At 42.7% G+C, this 18,399-nt stretch carries 17 protein-coding genes, 1 pseudogene and 1 riboswitch; of the genes and pseudogenes, 10 read left to right on the top strand and 8 right to left on the bottom strand.

Translation table 11 applies throughout. From position 1 onward, the window contains the following. Window positions 1-124 precede the first annotated feature (124 nt). A complete protein-coding gene (locus B0I26_RS09595; protein WP_111645225.1) occupies window positions 125-817 on the top strand; it encodes a Crp/Fnr family transcriptional regulator in 693 nt (230 codons plus the stop codon). A 129-nt stretch (window positions 818-946) separates the two neighbouring features. Here B0I26_RS09595 and yjfP read toward each other — a convergent pair whose 3' ends face one another. Then, window positions 947-1,714, bottom strand: a complete 768-nt coding sequence (gene yjfP / locus B0I26_RS09590; protein ID WP_111645224.1) for an esterase — start codon at window positions 1,712-1,714, stop codon at window positions 947-949. A gap of 110 nt (window positions 1,715-1,824) precedes the next feature. Between yjfP and B0I26_RS09585 the strand changes: the two genes are divergently transcribed. From B0I26_RS09585 to B0I26_RS09580, 3 genes are all read left to right on the top strand, one after another. After that, entirely contained in the window at window positions 1,825-2,631 is an 807-nt protein-coding gene (locus B0I26_RS09585) for a Cof-type HAD-IIB family hydrolase (protein ID WP_111645223.1), read from the top strand. A gap of 158 nt (window positions 2,632-2,789) precedes the next feature. Further along, complete coding sequence (locus B0I26_RS18265; protein ID WP_181502817.1) at window positions 2,790-2,942, top strand: hypothetical protein; 153 nt, start codon at window positions 2,790-2,792, stop codon at window positions 2,940-2,942. Window positions 2,943-2,944: 2 nt separating this feature from the next. Next, window positions 2,945-3,145: a DUF3813 domain-containing protein gene (locus B0I26_RS09580; RefSeq protein ID WP_111645222.1), complete on the top strand. Its 201-nt coding sequence runs from the start codon at window positions 2,945-2,947 to the stop codon at window positions 3,143-3,145. 77 nt (window positions 3,146-3,222) lie between these two features. Here B0I26_RS09580 and B0I26_RS09575 read toward each other — a convergent pair. Then, window positions 3,223-3,425, bottom strand: a pseudogene (locus B0I26_RS09575) (DUF2179 domain-containing protein); the annotation flags it as partial. 208 nt (window positions 3,426-3,633) lie between these two features. On the opposite strand from B0I26_RS09575, the gene B0I26_RS09570 reads away from it, so the two are divergent. Then, window positions 3,634-4,497: a DegV family protein gene (locus tag B0I26_RS09570; protein WP_111645221.1), complete on the top strand. Its 864-nt coding sequence runs from the start codon at window positions 3,634-3,636 to the stop codon at window positions 4,495-4,497. 56 nt (window positions 4,498-4,553) lie between these two features. After that, the gene (locus B0I26_RS09565; protein ID WP_111645220.1) at window positions 4,554-4,685 is read left to right on the top strand and encodes a DUF3941 domain-containing protein; all 132 of its coding nucleotides are present in this window, start codon (window positions 4,554-4,556) and stop codon (window positions 4,683-4,685) included. 145 nt (window positions 4,686-4,830) lie between these two features. Here the strand turns inward: B0I26_RS09565 and B0I26_RS09560 are convergent, their stop codons facing one another. Beyond that, window positions 4,831-5,691: a CvfB family protein gene (locus tag B0I26_RS09560; RefSeq protein ID WP_111645219.1), complete on the bottom strand. Its 861-nt coding sequence runs from the start codon at window positions 5,689-5,691 to the stop codon at window positions 4,831-4,833. Between the two features lie 98 nt (window positions 5,692-5,789). Here B0I26_RS09560 and B0I26_RS09555 point away from each other — a divergent pair, with 98 nt between their 5' ends. The 4 genes from B0I26_RS09555 (at window position 5,790) to B0I26_RS09540 (ending at window position 13,006) form a co-directional block, all read left to right on the top strand. Then, the gene (locus B0I26_RS09555) at window positions 5,790-6,281 is read left to right on the top strand and encodes a YajQ family cyclic di-GMP-binding protein (RefSeq protein ID WP_111645218.1); all 492 of its coding nucleotides are present in this window, start codon (window positions 5,790-5,792) and stop codon (window positions 6,279-6,281) included. Between the two features lie 233 nt (window positions 6,282-6,514). Next, window positions 6,515-6,718: riboswitch (SAM riboswitch) on the top strand. A gap of 74 nt (window positions 6,719-6,792) precedes the next feature. Beyond that, complete coding sequence (locus B0I26_RS09550) at window positions 6,793-8,643, top strand: bifunctional homocysteine S-methyltransferase/methylenetetrahydrofolate reductase (protein ID WP_111645217.1); 1,851 nt, start codon at window positions 6,793-6,795, stop codon at window positions 8,641-8,643. Continuing rightward, entirely contained in the window at window positions 8,636-12,046 is a 3,411-nt protein-coding gene (gene metH, locus B0I26_RS09545) for a methionine synthase (RefSeq protein WP_111645216.1), read from the top strand. Before B0I26_RS09550 ends, metH begins: the two co-directional genes overlap by 8 nt. A 96-nt stretch (window positions 12,047-12,142) precedes the next feature. Beyond that, window positions 12,143-13,006, top strand: a complete 864-nt coding sequence (locus B0I26_RS09540; RefSeq protein ID WP_111645215.1) for an SDR family oxidoreductase — start codon at window positions 12,143-12,145, stop codon at window positions 13,004-13,006. Window positions 13,007-13,108: 102 nt separating this feature from the next. On the opposite strand, the gene cobO is transcribed toward B0I26_RS09540, so the two are convergent. From cobO to B0I26_RS09515, 5 genes are read right to left on the bottom strand one after another with little or no spacing between them, the layout of a single operon-like run. After that, a complete protein-coding gene (gene cobO, locus B0I26_RS09535; RefSeq protein ID WP_111645214.1) occupies window positions 13,109-13,648 on the bottom strand; it encodes a cob(I)yrinic acid a,c-diamide adenosyltransferase in 540 nt (179 codons plus the stop codon). Between the two features lie 13 nt (window positions 13,649-13,661). Then, on the bottom strand, window positions 13,662-14,426 hold the full coding sequence (gene cobA / locus B0I26_RS09530) for a uroporphyrinogen-III C-methyltransferase (RefSeq protein WP_111645213.1): 765 nt from the start codon (window positions 14,424-14,426) through the stop codon (window positions 13,662-13,664). Window positions 14,427-14,454: 28 nt separating this feature from the next. After that, on the bottom strand, window positions 14,455-15,507 hold the full coding sequence (gene cobT / locus B0I26_RS09525) for a nicotinate-nucleotide--dimethylbenzimidazole phosphoribosyltransferase (protein WP_111645212.1): 1,053 nt from the start codon (window positions 15,505-15,507) through the stop codon (window positions 14,455-14,457). Next, complete coding sequence (locus B0I26_RS09520) at window positions 15,507-17,024, bottom strand: cobyric acid synthase (protein ID WP_111645211.1); 1,518 nt, start codon at window positions 17,022-17,024, stop codon at window positions 15,507-15,509. The genes cobT and B0I26_RS09520 overlap by 1 nt, the downstream gene beginning before the upstream one ends. Beyond that, the gene (locus tag B0I26_RS09515; protein ID WP_111645210.1) at window positions 17,017-18,387 is read right to left on the bottom strand and encodes a cobyrinate a,c-diamide synthase; all 1,371 of its coding nucleotides are present in this window, start codon (window positions 18,385-18,387) and stop codon (window positions 17,017-17,019) included. Before B0I26_RS09515 ends, B0I26_RS09520 begins: the two co-directional genes overlap by 8 nt. Window positions 18,388-18,399 lie beyond the last annotated feature (12 nt).

Raw genomic sequence — 18,399 nt, 5'->3', positions numbered from 1 at the left:
AACAATTACGATACCAGAGTTTTCGCTTTTTTTATACCTATACATGGAAAAATATTCATTTTTATATTAACAACCCCAAGTTATGGTGATGAACCATAAAATGGAATAGAAGGGAGATGGAAACATGAAAAATGATTGGATTAAACCGAGATTAAAAAGTGTCCCACTTTTTCGCGAATTATCCGATCATGAACTAAATTCACTTGTGACGATTTCACAAGTGCACATCTATAAACCAAGAACGTTTGTCTTTATGCAAGGCGACCCGTTAGAGCGCGTATTTTTCATTCATTCAGGGACGGTGAAAATTTATAAAACAGATGTGAACGGAAAAGAACAAATTGTCTCTATCTTGCAAGCCGGAGAAATGTTTCCACATACTGGTTTTTTCCGAAAAGGTGCTTATCCAGCACACGCAGAAGCCGTCGAAGAAACGACATTAATTGCGATTCCAATCTCAGATTTTGAACAAACACTCATTTGCTATCCGGAATTATGCATGAAACTATTTCGCGTCATGGGCGAAAAAATTATTGACTTACAAAATCGGTTAGAAGAGCAAATTCTTCATAATACGTATGAACAAATTGTGATGCTCCTTTTGCGGTTAACGAAAACGAATGCCGTTCCACAAGGACGTTACTTCCGGTTCACGACCCATTTTACGAACCGGGAGTTAGCAAATATGATCGGTACATCGCGCGAAACAATTAGCCGGACACTCAGCCACCTGAAACGGAAAGGGCTTATCGACATTGATGATGATGGGTTTTACTTAATTGATGTCGAACGATTAGAAAAAGAAATTTTTTTGTAAAAATGTTTTGACATTAAAACAAATGATAAACGAGAAATGGAAAATGCGGTTCCATACAAGCGGTTTTCAATAATTAATAACAAAAAAGGATATCCAACAAATTGCTGTTAGGATACCCTTTTTTCCTCTTTATACATATTTTTCAAACCATTTCACCGTTTCTAAAAATGCTTCTCTTGTTACTTTATGTCCTGCTTTCGCATCAGAAATGAATTTTAAATGCGCTTCGTTTTGTGCGTAAAGAGGTTTTATTTTTTCATAAAATTCATATGTATAATGATAAGGCACGACTTGGTCAAGCTGTCCATGCCAAATGAAAAGCGGACGGCCGTTCAGCTTTTCCGGCTGCAATGACAAGTCATAAGCAGCAAGACGCGCCTTTTCCTTCTGCAGCTCTTCTTCGGATAAAGGAAGCTGATGCCCCCTTTTTCTTATTTCGTCGATTTGCAGCTGGAAAAATGTTTCATAGCAAGGTGTTCCCATAAGCGAAACGGCCGCTTTTATCCAAGGATATTGCGTCAACGCGCCAAATGTTGTAATCCCGCCCATCGATGTGCCTGCTAAGCCGATTCTTTGTTCATCGATTATATGGCGCAAAGCAAGTTCATTTTTTATTTTCGCAATTTCTTCAATTTCATTTAATACGATATTCCAAAAGGAAAATTGTAATTCTTGCTCTGTTATCTTTTCCCCGCGTTCTCCATGATAAAGCGCATCAGGCAAAATGACGCGATATCCTGCTTCCGCAAGCAAATAGCCAAAATGCAAATTATGCTCTTTCGCACTTGTAAAACCGTGAATAAAGATGATCAGCGGCAGTTTTTCCTGCCGTTTATCTTCCTTGACCACATGCAAAACTGGAATATGAGCGATTTTCTCATTTTGAATGACAACCATATTCTCTAACTCCTTTTTTCCTTTCTAACGCTAGTTTAACATGTGGACAAAAATTTTGGAAAAGAGTTACACTAAAATCAGAAAAATTATGATGATATAAAGGAGTCGTTATGGAAAAATATTTAATTGCTTTAGATTTAGATGGAACATTATTAAAAGACGATAAAACGATTTCTCCTTACACAAAAGAAGTGCTGTTGAAAGCGAAAGAGGCCGGGCACATCATCGTGATTGCAACGGGGCGGCCGTATCGCGCCAGCAAAATGTATTATGAGGAGCTTGGACTGACAACTCCAATTGTTAATTTTAACGGTGCTTTTGTTCATCATCCCAAAGATGACAGCTGGGGCTTGTACCATACCCCTCTTCATTTAGAAACGGTGAAAGAAATTATTGAAGTAAGCGAAAAATATAATGTCAAAAACATTTTGGCAGAAATTATGGACGATGTCTATTTCCACGAGCATGATGAACAATTGCTTGATATTTTTAATTTAGGAAATCCTCATGTCCAAATCGGTGATTTGCGGCAAATGTTGCGAAAAGACCCTACTTGTATTTTGATTCATGCTGATGAAGAACATGTAGAGGAAATTCGCACCTATTTATCCGAGGTGCACGCCCATCTCATCGACCATCGCCGCTGGGCTGCACCATGGCATGTCATTGAAATCGTCCGCACTGGGGTGAATAAAGCGGTAGGGCTTAAACGTATTGCGGAATATTATCAAATCCCGAGGGAGCAGGTCATTGCCTTCGGCGATGAGGACAACGATTTAGAAATGATTGAATGGGCAGGTTATGGCGTTGCGATGGGCAATGCGATTGAACCGCTAAAAGCAATCGCCCGCGATGTGACAAAGACAAATGAGGAAGATGGAATCGGTATTTACCTAAAATCGCTGCTTAAGCTGTAAGCAGCCTTTAAGTTAAACATTCCCTTCATTAAAAAATTGCCTGCACGGTTACACTACCAATGAAAGCTGATCGACAAACCTCTCCGACTGCTTCTATTTGGAAAGGATGTCTCCTTGTCATGAATCAGCTTTCTCATTTCTTTAAGGGGGAATGCATCTTGAGTAAACGCAGCAAGTCCAAACGTTTCATTCAACAAAGTGTAGACACTGTTGAAAAACATGATGAGCGAATCCCTTACCATATGACATATGCGGAAGCGGAGGAACGCAAAGCAAAACAAGCAGTTGAATCTTCGCTTGGAGGCGCATAGCAATGGGAAATCCATTATTCCAAAAAGCGCGTGAAGCAGTCATGATGGCCAAACAAGCGGCAAATGGACAGTCTCCTGTCAACTTGCGGCATGCCATTGAAACAGCAAAAAACGCGCTTTCCTCTGCTTATGCAAATTCAACGACAGCAGAGCAAGCGCAATTGCGTCAATTTCAGGAAGAGCTTGATAAGATAACACATTAGCGCCATCACCTGAACATGTTAAACTAAGAAACTGCCGCCCATCTTGTCTTTTTTGGTTGCGGCAGTTTCTTGTTACGTCAGCCAATATCTTTTCTAAACAATCAAGCACTTCTGTTGTCTGGACAATATTCGTGAACGCTTTTGGATCTACTTTCTTAATAATCCGCGCTAAATCAAATCATCCATATCATGTCATAACGATAATTAACATATCTTTATCCTCATTGGAGAATGCTCCCCTTGCCGGAACAGTCGTTATTCCTCGCACAAGCTTAGCATGATAAGAAACAAGTTCATGGCAGCCGCATTTAGAAGCGCTCCAATTAATACAATCGTGAATTTTTTACATACATCCAAATCGTATCATTTTCCTCCTGTTGCTCTACTCTAGCTGTTTTATCACTTTAAAAATTGTATTTTTCCAAAATAATCGTTACACTTAACTAAAGCGGAAGGAATTTTATCACACTTGAAAGAAGGTGAACATCATGTCGATTCAAATTTTAGCGGACAGCGGCTGTGATTTGCCATACTCTTTTCTGCAAGAACATGGCATTACGTTAATACCGCTTATTGTGCATTTAAATGACCAGGATTATGAAGACCTTGTTACAATTCAACCAAAGCAAGTATACGATGCGATGAGAAGCGGTCAAGTCGCCAAAACATCGCAGGCAAGTCCATTAAAGCTGAAAGAAGTGTTTACGCAATACGCAAAAGAAAAGCGCCCTTGCATTTATATTGCGTTTTCTTCCCAGTTGTCAGGTACATACCAAACGGCCATGATGATTCGCGCCGAAGTGCTTGAAGAATATCCGGATTTTCAACTAACGATTATTGATTCAAAATGCGCCTCTCTCGGCTTAGGATTAGTTGTCGCTCAAGCGGCCAAACTCGCGCAAAAAGGCATGCCGTATGAGCAATTATGTGAAACGGTTTCAGACTATTGCCGCCATATGGAACATATTTTTACCGTTGATGACTTGGAATTTTTGGCACGCGGCGGACGAATCAGCAAAACTTCTGCGTTTGTCGGCGGACTATTGAACATAAAACCGCTTCTTCATGTCGAAGACGGAAAATTAATCCCGCTTGAAAAAATCCGCGGCCGCAAAAAAGTATTTAAACGTATGCTTGAGCTAATGGAAGAACGCGGAGTCGATTTACAAAAGCAAACAATTGGCATCAGTCACGGAGATGATGAGGAAGCTGCTTTCGAATTAAAAAAACAAATTGAAGAAAAATTTGGCTGCACGGACTTTCTCATTTTTCCGATTGGCGGTGCCATCGGTGCCCACGCCGGACCGGGGACACTCGCTCTCTTTTTCTTAAATAAACAAATCGAAGCATAGAAATACATACGGCGGAAAAACTACTCCTATACAACGCATAAAGGAGTGGCAAATCGATGTCCCATACGAGCGATAATGATAAAAAGCCGCGAGATAACAACGCAAAACATCATGAAAAAAATATGCTTCGTGAAAAAAACCGCCAGGCAGGCAAATACGAATACTCGAAAAAAACTGACCATTTATAAAAGCAAGGCTGTCTCAAAAATAAAGGGTCTGAACCCGCAATACAGTAAGGGGGCAGACCCTTATACGACAGCTTTTTATGTTGTTTTCATGTTTAACGGGACTGCTTTATCTGCCATTTTAATTGTTGTTCTCCTCATAATCTGTTTATTTATTCTTCATAAAATATGTCCATCCATCTTCTTGATATACTTTATTTTCTTTCATCAATCTTCCTAACGCCCGTTTGAATGCGGCCTTGCTCATGTGAAAACGCGCTTTAATGTCATCCGGGTCGCTTTTATCACTGTACGGCATTGCCCCGCCGCGGCTCTCCATATATTGATAAATTTTCCCTGCATCTTCATCAATGCTTTCATGTTTGCGCGGCAATAACGAAACATTGACGGTCCCATCTTCTTTAACCCCGATAATCCTGCCTTCGACTAATTCACCGAGGCGCGGTTCTTTTCGGCGTTGAGAGTGGTGAATAAACCCGAGATACCCGACATCAGATATCATGAATGAGCCATCCTTGATTAAGCGGTAAATACGACCGCGAATATTTTTGTTAAACTCCGCTTCCGTTGCTTTAACAGCGATTGCCTCCATCACTTTTTCCGCAGCTAAATCCGCAAGCAAACGGCCGCGCTTGTCCGTTTTTAATGAGCAGTATAATTGATCGCCGCACATCGGCCAAAGCTCTTCAAGCGGCGGCAAATCATCAAGAGAAACAAGAACGTCTTTAGAAATACCGATATCAACAAAGACACCGAGCTTTGGTACAACTTCAACCACTTCCACCCAGCCATAGCGTTCATTTGTAATCGTCGGAATCGTTGCTGTTGCTATTAATCGTCCGCGATTATCACGATATAAAAATACAGTTACTTCATCATTTAACTGAAGCTCTTCTGCTTCCTTTTTATGAAGAAATACATCTTCTTTTCCATTTGTCAGCCAATACCCAAACGGGGCTAACTTCTTTACAGTTAACGCAACTACACTTCCAGGCAATAATGGATTCATAATCTTCCTTCTTTCTTTTCATACTCTGTAAAAGTTGTTTCGCATGCTATATTTTACTATAATGGAGGCAAATGACCAAACTTTCCGGAGGTAGCATAATGTCAAAAGAAAGCTCATTTGATATTGTATCCAAAGTTGATTTGTCTGAAGTAACAAATGCCATAAATATCGCAATGAAAGAAATTCAAAACCGCTATGACTTTAAAGGCAGCAAAAGCAGCATTTCTTTAGAAAAAGATGAACTCGTTCTCATTTCTGATGATGAATTTAAGTTGGAGCAGTTGAAAGACGTACTCATCGGCAAACTCATTAAGCGCGGCGTGCCAACGAAAAATATTCAATACGGAAAAGTTGAACCCGCTTCCGGCGGTACGGTCCGCCAGCGCGCCAAACTTGTCCAAGGCATCGACAAAGACAATGCGAAAAAAATTAACACCATTATTAAAAATACCGGCTTAAAAGTAAAAAGCCAAATTCAAGATGACCAAATCCGCGTCAGCGGCAAAAGCAAAGATGATTTACAAAAAGTCATTGCTGCGATTCGCGAAGCGGACTTGCCGATTGATGTTCAATTTGTCAACTATCGCTAAAACCAAAAAAGGCGGACTTATAATGGTCTTACCTCACATGCCATCCACAATCATATCATTTATCTAAATTCCATTATGTCCTATACGTTGTATGGCGGAGTCTGACATCCCGCTTAGGTCAGCCTCCTTTTTCCTTTGAACGCGGACTCCTTTTTATGCAAATTAATAGTTGATTATTTTCTAAAAATTATTTAAATTATATATAAATCATTTCGTAACAACTAAATAGCAGTTTCTTATCAAGAGAGGGGGAGGGACTGGCCCGACGAACCCTCAGCAACCGACTTCAGCGAAAAAACTCTTAAGGGAAACCGGAAGCAATGAAAATTGCTTGTTGTGCCCCCTATACACACCGGTTTCCCTAAGAGCACAAATTGTTTCTCTTTTCGAAGTCAAGGTGCTAAATCCAGACAAGCGTTTCGCTTGGAAGATAAGAAGAGGAATGAGCAAATAAAAAAGTCTTCTTCTTAGAAGGCTTTTTTATTTTTACAACGGAACGGAGGGAAGAGATTTGGGATTTCTTGATGATTTAGCACAGCAGATTTTAATTGCTGATGGTGCGATGGGAACGCTGCTTTATTCCCACGGAGTGGATAGTTGTTTTGAGGAATTAAATCTATCACGGCAAGAAGAAATTTTGCATATACACAAAGCTTATATTGAAGCGGGAGCAAACGTCATTCAAACAAATACGTATGGAGCCAACTATGTGAAGCTTGCCCGCTACGGCTTGGAAGAGCAAGTAAAAGAAATAAACGAAGCCGCCGTCCGCATCGCAAAGCAGGCCGCAAAAGGGCGCGCCTACGTACTTGGAACAATCGGTGGTTTAAGAAGCATAAAAAAAACGGCGATTACACTTGAAGAAGTGAAACGCACATTCCGCGAACAGTTATATGCCCTGTTGTCTGAAGATGTTGACGGGCTTTTACTAGAAACGTATTACGATTTAGAGGAACTGTTAACGGTTTTGCCTATTGCCAGAAAAGAAACAGACAAACCGATCGTTGCCCATGTGACTCTCCATGAAGTAGGCGTGCTGCAAGATGGAACACACCTCGCTGATGCATTTGACCGGCTTGAAGCATTGGGGGCTGATGTAATCGGGCTGAACTGTCACTTAGGGCCGTATTATATGATTCGCTCGCTTGAAGAAGTACCGCTTCCGAAAAAAGCGTTTCTATCCGTCTATCCGAATGCAAGTTTACCGGATTATCGTGACGGACGACTTGTCTATGAAACAAACCCAAGCTATTTTGAAGAAACAGCCTTAGCTTTTCGCGAACAAGGCGCCCGCTTAATCGGCGGCTGCTGCGGCACGACGCCAAAGCATATTGCAGCGATTGCGAAAGCATTAAAAGGATTAAAGCCGGTCACTGAAAAAAAAGTAAAAGAGCGAAATATTGTCGTTTCTGTGCAGGCTTCTGCTCCTAATAAAAAACCGGCTTTACATGAAATCGTCAAACAAAGACGATCCGTTATCGTTGAACTTGATCCGCCGAAAAAGCTCGGCATTGCAAAGTTTTTAGAAGGAGCTAAAGCACTAAAAGAAACGGGAATTGATGCATTGACACTTGCTGATAATTCATTGGCAACACCGCGCATCAGCAATGTAGCTCTGGGCACGATCTTGAAAGAGCAGCTTGGCCTCCGCCCTTTGATTCATATTACGTGCCGCGACCGCAATTTAATTGGCCTGCAGTCGCATTTAATGGGCCTGCATACGCTTGGCATTACCGATGTTCTTGCTGTCACAGGAGATCCGTCGAAAATCGGCGATTTTCCTGGCGCTACGTCTGTTTATGATTTATCATCATTTGATTTAATTCAATTAATTAGTCAATTTAACGAAGGTTTATCTTATTCAGGCAAACCTCTCGGTGAAAAAACAAACTTTTCGATTGCAGCGGCATTTAATCCGAATGTTCGCTACCTTGATAAAGCAGTTGAACGGCTGGAAAAGAAAATTCGCTGCGGTGCGCATTATTTCATCTCACAGCCGCTTTACTCTGAACGACAAATCGAAGAAGTATACGAAGCAACAAAACATTTGTCCGTTCCGATTTATATCGGAATTATGCCGTTAACAAGCGCGCGTAATGCAGACTTTCTTCACCATGAAGTGCCGGGAATTACCCTTTCTGACGAGATACGGGCACGAATGGCCGCCTGCGCAAACGACCCGATTCAATCGGCACGCGAAGGAATCGCCATTGCCAAGTCATTAATTGATGCAGCGTTTGAGTTGTTTAATGGCATCTACTTAATTACGCCATTTTTGCGCTATGAGATGACAGTGGAACTTGCTAATTATATTTATGAAAAAGAAAGAGCATCACAAGAAAGGAAGATTTTCAATGGCTAGTACTCTATTGGAACAACAATTGCAAAAGAAAATTCTTGTCATCGACGGCGCGATGGGAACAATGATTCAAAGTTTTCAATTAACCGCTGATGATTTTGGCGGAGAACAATACGAAGGCTGCAATGAATATTTGTCGCTCACCGCTCCTCATGTCATTGAACGTATTCACGAAGCCTATTTAAAAGCTGGTGCCGACATTATTGAAACAAACACATTCGGGGCGACAAACATCGTATTAGATGAATATGCACTTGGTCATCTCGCCTTTGAGCTGAACGTACAATCGGCAAAACTGGCGAGAAAAGCAGCCGACCGCTACTCCACCCAAGAGTGGCCGCGGTTCGTCGCCGGATCGATGGGACCAACGACAAAAACACTTTCTGTTACAGGCGGAGTTACGTTCGAACAATTAATTGAAGCATACGAAGAGCAAGCCCGCGGTTTACTCATTGGCGGAGTAGACCTCCTTCTTCTCGAAACTTGTCAAGACATGCTGAATGTGAAAGCGGGATTTATCGGGATTTCTCGCGCTTTTGAAAAAGTAGGAAAAAAAGTTCCTCTCATCGTTTCAGGAACGATTGAACCGATGGGAACGACACTTGCCGGGCAAAATATTGAAGCATTCTTTATTTCGCTTCAGCATATGAAACCAATCGCTGTCGGCTTAAACTGTGCAACAGGACCGGAGTTTATGACCGACCATCTTCGTACCCTCTCCTCGCTTGCGAATACAGCGGTGAGCTGCTATCCGAATGCCGGATTGCCCGATGAAGAAGGCCATTATCATGAAGCGCCGGACATTTTAGCAAAAAAAGTGAGACAGTTTGCTGAAAAAGGTTGGCTTAATATTGTCGGCGGCTGCTGCGGCACGACACCGGAGCATATTCGCGCGATTGCTGAAGCGGTAAAAGGGATCCCGCCGCGTCCGATTCCATCGTCTTTTGACACACACGTTGTATCCGGCATCGATCCGCTCATTTATGATGAAACAATGCGTCCTCTTTTCGTCGGCGAACGGACAAACGTCATCGGTTCGCGAAAATTTAAACGATTAATTGCCGAAGGAAAATATGAAGAAGCGGCGGAAATTGCCCGCGCCCAAGTGAAAAACGGCGCCCATGTCATCGATATTTGCTTGGCTGACCCTGACCGGAACGAAAAAGAGGATATGGAAAAGTTTATTCAACAAGTCGTGAAAAAAGTGAAAGTTCCGCTTGTCATTGATTCAACCGACGAACAAGTGATTGAATGCGCCCTTTCCTATTCACAAGGGAAAGCCATTATTAACTCAATTAATCTGGAAGATGGCGAAGAACGGTTTGAAAAAGTGGTTCCTCTCATCAAAAAATACGGTGCGGCTGTTGTCGTCGGAACGATCGATGAACAAGGAATGGCGATTACAGCCGAACGGAAGCTGGAAATCGCGCTTCGTTCCTATGATTTACTTGTCAACAAATATGGGATTGCTCCGCAAGACATTATTTTTGACCCGCTTGTATTCCCGGTCGGCACAGGGGATGAGCAGTATATTGGTTCAGCAAAGGAAACAATCGAAGGAATTCGCCTGATTAAAGAAAGACTGCCGCAATGTTTAACGATTCTCGGCATAAGTAACGTTTCCTTCGGATTGCCTCCTGCCGGCCGGGAAGTGTTGAACTCTGTTTTTCTATACCATTGCACACAGGCCGGATTGGATTATGCGATTGTGAATACAGAAAAACTGGAACGATTCGCGTCGATTCCCGCTGAAGAAGTAAAACTTGCCGAAGCCTTATTGTTTAACACAACTGATGAAACATTGGCAACGTTTACGGATTTTTACCGCAATAAAACGAAGGAAACGAAAAAGCCAAAAATCACGTTAACACTTGAAGAACGGCTCGCCAACTATGTTGTAGAGGGAACAAAAGAAGGGTTATTTGAAGATTTAGAACAAGCACTGCAACGCTATTCCGATCCGCTGCAAATCATCAATGGTCCGTTAATGGATGGAATGAACGAAGTCGGAAGATTATTTAACGATAATCAATTAATCGTTGCCGAAGTGTTGCAAAGCGCTGAAGTTATGAAAGCGGCTGTCGCTTTTTTAGAACCGTATATGGAAAAAACGGAAGACAGCTCGAAAGGCAAAGTATTGCTTGCAACCGTAAAAGGAGACGTTCATGATATCGGCAAAAACTTAGTCGATATTATTTTAAGCAACAACGGATTTAAAGTGGTCGATTTAGGAATTAAAGTGACTCCGCAGCAATTGATTGAAGCAATAAAATTAGAAAAACCGGATATCATCGGGCTTTCCGGCCTGCTGGTAAAATCAGCACAGCAAATGGTCGTAACGGCTCAAGATTTAAAACAAGCCGGTATTTCCATTCCGATTTTAGTCGGCGGTGCAGCGCTATCGCGGAAATTTACCGAAAATAAAATTGCCCCTGAATATGACGGCATTGTCTTATATGCGAAAGACGCCATGGACGGGCTGGCCCTCGCCAACCGCTTGCAGCGAGGTGAAATCGAATATTCTAAACAGAAACAACGGACAGCGAGTGAAAATATGGCAGCAAAAGCCGCTGCTATTCCAAGGTCGAATGTTTCAACGGCCGTACCCGTTTTTAAGCCATACGACTTAGAACGCCATGTGATCAAAGACTTTTCTCTATCTCACATCGAGCCATACATCAATTGGCAAATGCTTCTCGGCCATCATCTCGGCTTAAAAGGAAAAGTAAAAGAATTGCTCGAAGCAAACGATGAAAAAGCCGTCATGTTGAAGGAGCTTATTGATGATTTGCTGTCGGAGGCGAAAAGACAGCAATGGATTACACCAGCGGCCGTTTATCAGTTCTTCCCTGCGCAAAGCGATGGCAATAAAATTTATATTTACTCTCCTGCTGATGAAAAAACAGTGATTGAAACATTTGAATTTCCGCGGCAGCAAAAAGCGCCTTACCTTTGCTTAGCTGATTATATTAAATCGGTGGAAAGCGGAGAGTTGGATTATGTCGGATTTTTTGCCGTAACGGCTGGGAAAGGTATTCGCGAGCTGGCGCAGCAATGGAAAGAAAACGGAGAATTTTTACGAAGTCATGCAATTCAAGCACTTGCTTTAGAAACAGCTGAAGGATTAGCCGAACGCGTGCATCAAATTATGCGCGATCGCTGGGGCTTCCCGGACAGCCCTGACATGACAATGCAGGAACGATTTGCCGCGAAATATCAAGGGCAGCGGTTTTCATTTGGTTATCCGGCATGTCCGAACCTTGAGGACCAAGAAAAACTGTTCCGCCTGTTGCAGCCAGAAGAAATTGACATTGAGTTAACAGAAGGATTTATGATGGAACCGGAAGCCTCCGTATCAGCGATTGTTTTCGCCCACCCGGAAGCGAGATATTTTAACGTTCTATAGAAAGTCGAAGCGAATTTTGCTTCGGCTTTTTATATTTTTTCATAAATTCCCCATACTAAAACTAATCACTGAACACTTTACAGGAGGAAAAGGCAAATGGCAAATAAACGGACAACCACATTACCGCCGCAGCATCAACTTCAACAGCCTGGATTACAAACGGAAATGAATCCGCAGCCGGTTTCTGAGGATCCGAACTATCGGGGAAGCGGGAAATTAAAAAATAAAATAGCTTTAATCAGCGGCGGAGACAGCGGAATCGGCAGAGCAGTGGCGATTTACTTTGCAAAAGAAGGCGCTGATGTAGCAATTATCTACCTTAACGAGCATGAAGATGCCGAAGAAACGAAAAGGCAAGTGGAGCAGGAAGGACGGCAATGTTTGCTTATCGCTGGGGACATCGGTGACGAGCATTTTTGTAAAGAAGCGGTAAAACAAACCGTTGCTGCGTTCGGTCAGCTTGATATTCTCGTCAATAATGCAGCTGAGCAGCACCCGCAAAACAGCTTGCTTAATATTACATCCCACCAGCTTGAAAAAACATTCCGCACAAACGTGTTTGGCTATTTCTATTTAACAAAAGCAGCCCTTCCATATTTAAAAGAAGGGAGCTCGATTATTCATACATCCTCCGTCACCGCATATGAAGGTCATGAGCAGCTTCTTGATTATTCGGCAACAAAAGGAGCGATTGTTACTTTCACACGCTCATTAGCAAAGTCCCTTGCGCAAAAAGGAATTCGTGTTAACGGTGTCGCTCCTGGTCCGATTTGGACACCGTTAATCCCATCTACCTTTTCGAGTGAAAAAGTCGCCACATTCGGCTCGAATACGCCAATGAAGCGGCCGGGGCAGCCTGAAGAAGTCGCCCCAAGCTATGTGTTTTTAGCCAGCGATGATTCCTCATACATCACAGGGCAGATGATCCATGTCAACGGCGGGAAGATTGTGAATGGATAAGCATTGCCTATCCGTTACAAATATTTAGAAGATTCAAGGAATGAATCTATAATGAAATATACCTCTCCCACCCACACTGGTTTAAGAGGTGGGAGTTTTTCATTAAAACTCCAGTCCTTCTACCGCATCAATTCCTTGTTCATAATAATGCTTAATCGGCTTCATTTCTGTCACCAAATCGGCGCAATCGATGATTTCTTGTTTCGCCGCTCTTCCCGTAATCACTAAATGCATCTTTTTCGGCCGCTTTTGAATCAACTCAAGCACTTCATTAAACGGTAAAACATCATCAATCGGAAATCTTTCAATAGCAAGAGCATTATTTAGCTCATCTAAAATCACGACATCATAATCCCCCGACATCACTTTCTCTTTCGTAAGCGCCCAAGCTTTTTTCAGCGCTTCCCGATGTTCTTCCGGTGTCTTTGTCCATGTAAAACCTGCTCCTGTTTGATGCATTTCAATTCCCAGTTGTTGAAACATTACCTTTTCACCGTAGATGCGGTTCGGTGATTTAATAAATTGAATGATTAATACTTTTTTCCCATGTCCCGCCGCCCGCAGCGCCAAGCCTAATGCCGCTGTTGTCTTTCCTTTCCCATTACCTGTATAGACGATGACGAATCCCCGTACATGATCCATTTTCCTCGCACCTTTACGTATAAGCTGGTTCAAATTGTTCCACAAACCAGTTTATTTTTTCCCTTAGTTTCACAACTTGTCCGACAATAACAACTGCAGGACAGGAAATGTTCGCTTGTTTAGCTTTTTCAACAATTGTCGCTAAATCGCCAACGACCGTACGCTGTTCATTGGTCGTTCCCCATTCAACAATCGCCACTGGTGTGTGAGGACTTTTTCCATAGGCCATTAAACTTTCACATATGTCATCCAGGTTGCTTATGCCCATATAAAAAACGATCGTATCGCTTCCTTTTGCTAAAGCTTCCCAATTTATATGTTCCTTTCCTTTTTTCCGATGCCCTGCAACGATGGTAACAGCAGAAGCATACTCACGGTGAGTGACGGGAATTCCTGCGTATGCAGCGGCGGCAATTCCTGCTGTAACACCCGGGACAATCTCAAACGGAATATGATGCTTTGCCAGCACTTCCGCCTCTTCTCCCGCTCTGCCGAATACGCACGGATCTCCGCCTTTCAGCCTCGTAACAATTTTTCCCTGCAATGCTTTTTCAACAAGAAGTTGATGAATTTGCTCTTGAATCTGCGCATGCTTCCCTGGCTCTTTTCCGCAATAAATCAGCTCAGCGTCTTTTTTGGCATATTGCAGCAGCTCTTTGCTTATTAATCTGTCATATGCAATGACATCGGCTTTTTGAATGCATTCCATTCCGTATAATGTAATCAGTTTTGGATTTCCCGGACCGGCTCCGACTAAATACACTTTTCCCTTTTCCACTATCTATCGCTCCCTTTTCTCCATTGCTTCACAATGACGGATCATGTCGATTAGAAATTTGTGCTGACGAAAATGTGGCCATCTCACTTAACATCTTGGTCGCAAACTGTAACAGCGGAAAAGCAACCGCTGCCCCGCTTCCTTCTCCAAGACGCATTCCTAAATCAAGCAATGGTTGTTTCCCTAACATGTCAATTGCCACTTGATGCCCGCTCTCTTTCGAACGATGTCCAAGAATCATATAATCAACTACTCTAGGATTAAATAATTTCGCAATCAGCGCGGCTACCGAACAAATAAATCCATCAACGAGAATCGGTATGCGGTGAGAGGCTCCTGCCAGCATCGCCCCGGCCATTGCGGCAATTTCTAATCCTCCCACTTTTGAAAGAATATCCAATGGGTCATTCACATCCGGATTCCGGGCTGATAAAGCACGTTGAATGACATCTCGTTTATGGGCAAGTTTTTCATCAGGAATCCCCGTTCCTTTTCCGACAAGTGACTCGATCTCTTTACCGCTTAATAGCGCAAGGATCGTGCTGCTTGCCGTCGTATTGGCAATTCCCATTTCTCCAACAATTAAACATTTGATTCCCCCGGTTATCATTGCTTCCGCCTGCTCATAGCCAATGGCAACCGCCTGTTTTGCTTCTTCTATGCTCATCGCATCTTTTTCACAAAAGTTTTCCGTACCATAGCGCACCTTTTTACTTATTAAACCTTCTCCTTTCAAATCCGTTGCCACCCCTACATCAACAACAGTAAATTTCGCTCCGATTTGTCTGCTAAACACATTAATGGCGGCGCCACCGTTTAAAAAGTTCAATACCATTTGCGCTGTGACTTCTTGCGGATAAGCCGACACACCTTCTTTAGCCACACCATGGTCTGCCGCAAAAACGATGACACCCGGTGGAGTAACACTTGGAAAAGGGGATGCCGTCATTTCGGCCAATTCGATCGCGATTTCCTCTAGCCGCCCAAGACTTCCAACCGGCTTTGTCAACTGGTTAATATAAGAACGTACTTGGTCTCCTATTTCTTTATTTAAAGCCGGGATTTCCTGCAATACATTCATCACTGCTTATCCCCCCTTTGTTGAAATTCAACCATTTTCTTTTCAATCACATCGATGTTTACATATTGCTTTACATGATTCGCTAAACGATTAAACGCTTCTTCGCGCAATGCCTGAAAAGAAACGCGATCATTTATAGGTGCCAGCCCTTTCTGTTGACGAAGATGATTTAACAATGTTTTCCGGAATTCATCATTATGAAAAATATCATGAAAATACGTACCAATCACCCGCTCATCACGAGTTTTACATCCTTCCCTGCGGTGCTGCATTTCAATTAAGGATTCACACTTGCCGCTTAATTCAGATTGCCCCATATGAATCTCATAGCCTTTCACTTTCATTGTTTTTCCAGCAAAGTGTAACGTTCCCTCCGAAAGCACCGTCGTCTTTTCCTTCGTAATTGTTGTTGAAATTGGCAATAATCCAAGCGTTTTCACTTGCTTAATGGTCGTTTCCATATGGAAGGGGTCGGAAACTTGACAGCCAAGCATTTGATATCCACCGCAAATGCCAATAATAACAGACTGCCGCTTTTCATGCAGCTCTTTCAGCTTCCCGGCAAGTCCGCTTTCTTTTAAGTAAAGAAAATCTTCAATCGTATTTTTGCTTCCCGGCAAAATAATTAAATCCGGCTGTTGTAATTGCTCTGCCTTTGTCACGAAACGAACATGGCAATCCGGTTCAACCGTGAAAGGATCGATATCTGTAAAATTTGCAATCTTTGGGTATTGAATAACGGCGATGTCGATGTCTTTTTCTTTATTCGGACTTGTTGTATACCGACTTAACCCCATAGAATCTTCTATATCTATATTTAAATTTGGCAAGTAAGGAACAACCCCAAGAACAGGGACACCCGTATATTGCTCAAACCAATCCAATCCCGGCTTCAGAAGCGATAAATCACCGCGGAATTTATTAATAATGACCCCGATGATTCGTTTACGGTCTTCTTCCTCAAGTAACTGCAGCGTCCCTACTAAACTAGCAAACACTCCTCCTTTTTCAATATCGCCGATTAAAATAACAGGAGCGTTTGCCATCCGGGCAACGCGCATATTTACTAATTCGCGATCGTTCAAGTTCACTTCCGCCGGACTTCCCGCTCCTTCAATAACAACTCTGTCATATGTACGCATTAATGTATTCAGCGACTGCTCAATCAACTGAAGTCCGGTATAAAAAAATTCTCCGCGGTAGTCTAAAGCCTTCATATTTTTATAAGGTTTGCCATGAACGACAATTTGTGCTTCATTATCGCGGCTTGGCTTAATTAATATCGGGTTCATATCGGTTGTCGCTGCAATTCCAGCTGCCTCCGCCTGAATTCCTTGAGCACGGCCTATTTCTTTTCCATCGACTGTTACATACGAGTTTAGCGACATATTTTGTGATTTAAACGGAGCCGTTTTCCACCCTTTTTGCGCAAAAATGCGGCAAAATGCGGTCGTGAGCACACTTTTTCCAACATCTGAATGAGTGCCTTGAAACATGATCGGAAGAGCCTTAGACATGTTTCTTCACCTTCTTGCATTGCTCAATCCAGTTTTCCACCATTTTCGGACAGGAGCCGAAATGGAAATGAATATATCCGGCAACTAAATTTCTTTTCATATAGCCATCCTTTTTTGTACTGCGTAAGCTCTTCACTTCATACGCATATGGAATATCGCTTTTCGGCTCAAACGTCGAATAATGAAATTCATGCCCTTTTGCCCCCGCGGTTCCTGCAAGCAGAAAGTTTCCGTCTTCTCCTTTTACTTCGCGATATCCAAGTGCCGCCAGCTTCTTGTGCATTTTCACTACTCCCGGAATCACACCGGCCATTTCATAGCGATTTCCATTCGTTGTTTCAATTGCTTCTGTTAAAAACATAAATCCCCCGCATTCTGCCAATGTCGGCAGTCCGTTTTCGATGGCTGTTTTTATAGAATCCTTTGCCTTTTGCTGTTTTGCCAGCTGCTCTGCAAATTCTTCAGGAAATCCCCCGCCGATATAAAGACCGTCAATCTGTTCAGGCAGCACTTCTCCATTCAATGGTGAAAATGTCACGACTTCCGCCCCGTATGCTTCTAACAGTTCGAGATTTTCTTGATAGTAAAAATGAAATGCAGAGTCTTTGGCAACAGCAATACGCACATGAAGTTGTTCCTTTTTCACAAACAAAGATGGATTTCCATCCAGCTCTGGTGCTTCCGCTAACGTAAGCAATTGCTCGATATCAATCGTTTCTGATACAAGTTCACCCAATCGGGCAAAAAAATCGTTCAGTTCGCCACGCTCGACAGAAGGAACCAAACCTAAATGGCGTTCAGGGATGGTGAGGGCATCATCCTTTTTAAGAAAACCAATGACAGGAATCCCGCATTCCTGCTCAACAGCCGCTTTAATGATTTTAAAATGTCCTTCGCTGCCAACACGATTGGCGATAACGCCAACAAGATTCACACCCTCTGCAAATTGTTGAAATCCCTTTACAATGGCTGCTGCACTGCGCGCCATTCCGGAACAATCGACAATCAATACAACAGGACTTTTTGTAATGATGCTGATTTCTGCGGTTGTTCCTGTATTACTAGTCGGTTTTTTTCCATCAAAAAACCCCATTACTCCTTCAATAATCGAAATATCCGCCCCTTCGCTTCCGCGCCGGACAATTTCTTTTACCAGCTCGTGACTTAGCATCCAACTGTCTAAATTCCGTGACGGCCTTCCGGTGACCGCCGTATGATAAGTCGGATCAATATAATCCGGACCGCATTTAAAGCCTTGAACGGCATAGCCTTTCTGCCGCAATGCTGCCATGATTCCAATTGTTAATGTTGTTTTGCCGACACCGCTTCCCGTACCGGCAATGACAAGCCTGCGATGTGTCATCGTTTTTCCTCC

The sequence above is a fragment of the Paranoxybacillus vitaminiphilus genome (assembly GCF_003259935.1).
In the GTDB taxonomy this organism is placed as follows: domain Bacteria; phylum Bacillota; class Bacilli; order Bacillales; family Anoxybacillaceae; genus Paranoxybacillus; species Paranoxybacillus vitaminiphilus.
This window is presented reverse-complemented; position numbering and strand designations above follow the sequence as displayed.

Coding starts and splice junctions, on each gene's coding strand:
- B0I26_RS09520 (WP_111645211.1), bottom strand. CDS start 17,024: ATGTCTAAGGCTCTTCCGATCATGTTTCAAGGCACTCATTCAGATGTT.
- B0I26_RS09515 (WP_111645210.1), bottom strand. CDS start 18,387: ATGACACATCGCAGGCTTGTCATTGCCGGTACGGGAAGCGGTGTCGGC.
- B0I26_RS09580 (WP_111645222.1), top strand. CDS start 2,945: ATGGGAAATCCATTATTCCAAAAAGCGCGTGAAGCAGTCATGATGGCC.
- B0I26_RS09555 (WP_111645218.1), top strand. CDS start 5,790: ATGTCAAAAGAAAGCTCATTTGATATTGTATCCAAAGTTGATTTGTCT.
- yjfP (WP_111645224.1), bottom strand. CDS start 1,714: ATGGTTGTCATTCAAAATGAGAAAATCGCTCATATTCCAGTTTTGCAT.
- cobT (WP_111645212.1), bottom strand. CDS start 15,507: ATGAATGTATTGCAGGAAATCCCGGCTTTAAATAAAGAAATAGGAGAC.
- B0I26_RS09585 (WP_111645223.1), top strand. CDS start 1,825: ATGGAAAAATATTTAATTGCTTTAGATTTAGATGGAACATTATTAAAA.
- B0I26_RS09540 (WP_111645215.1), top strand. CDS start 12,143: ATGGCAAATAAACGGACAACCACATTACCGCCGCAGCATCAACTTCAA.
- B0I26_RS09570 (WP_111645221.1), top strand. CDS start 3,634: ATGTCGATTCAAATTTTAGCGGACAGCGGCTGTGATTTGCCATACTCT.
- B0I26_RS09560 (WP_111645219.1), bottom strand. CDS start 5,691: ATGAATCCATTATTGCCTGGAAGTGTAGTTGCGTTAACTGTAAAGAAG.
- B0I26_RS09565 (WP_111645220.1), top strand. CDS start 4,554: ATGTCCCATACGAGCGATAATGATAAAAAGCCGCGAGATAACAACGCA.
- B0I26_RS09595 (WP_111645225.1), top strand. CDS start 125: ATGAAAAATGATTGGATTAAACCGAGATTAAAAAGTGTCCCACTTTTT.
- cobO (WP_111645214.1), bottom strand. CDS start 13,648: ATGGATCATGTACGGGGATTCGTCATCGTCTATACAGGTAATGGGAAA.
- metH (WP_111645216.1), top strand. CDS start 8,636: ATGGCTAGTACTCTATTGGAACAACAATTGCAAAAGAAAATTCTTGTC.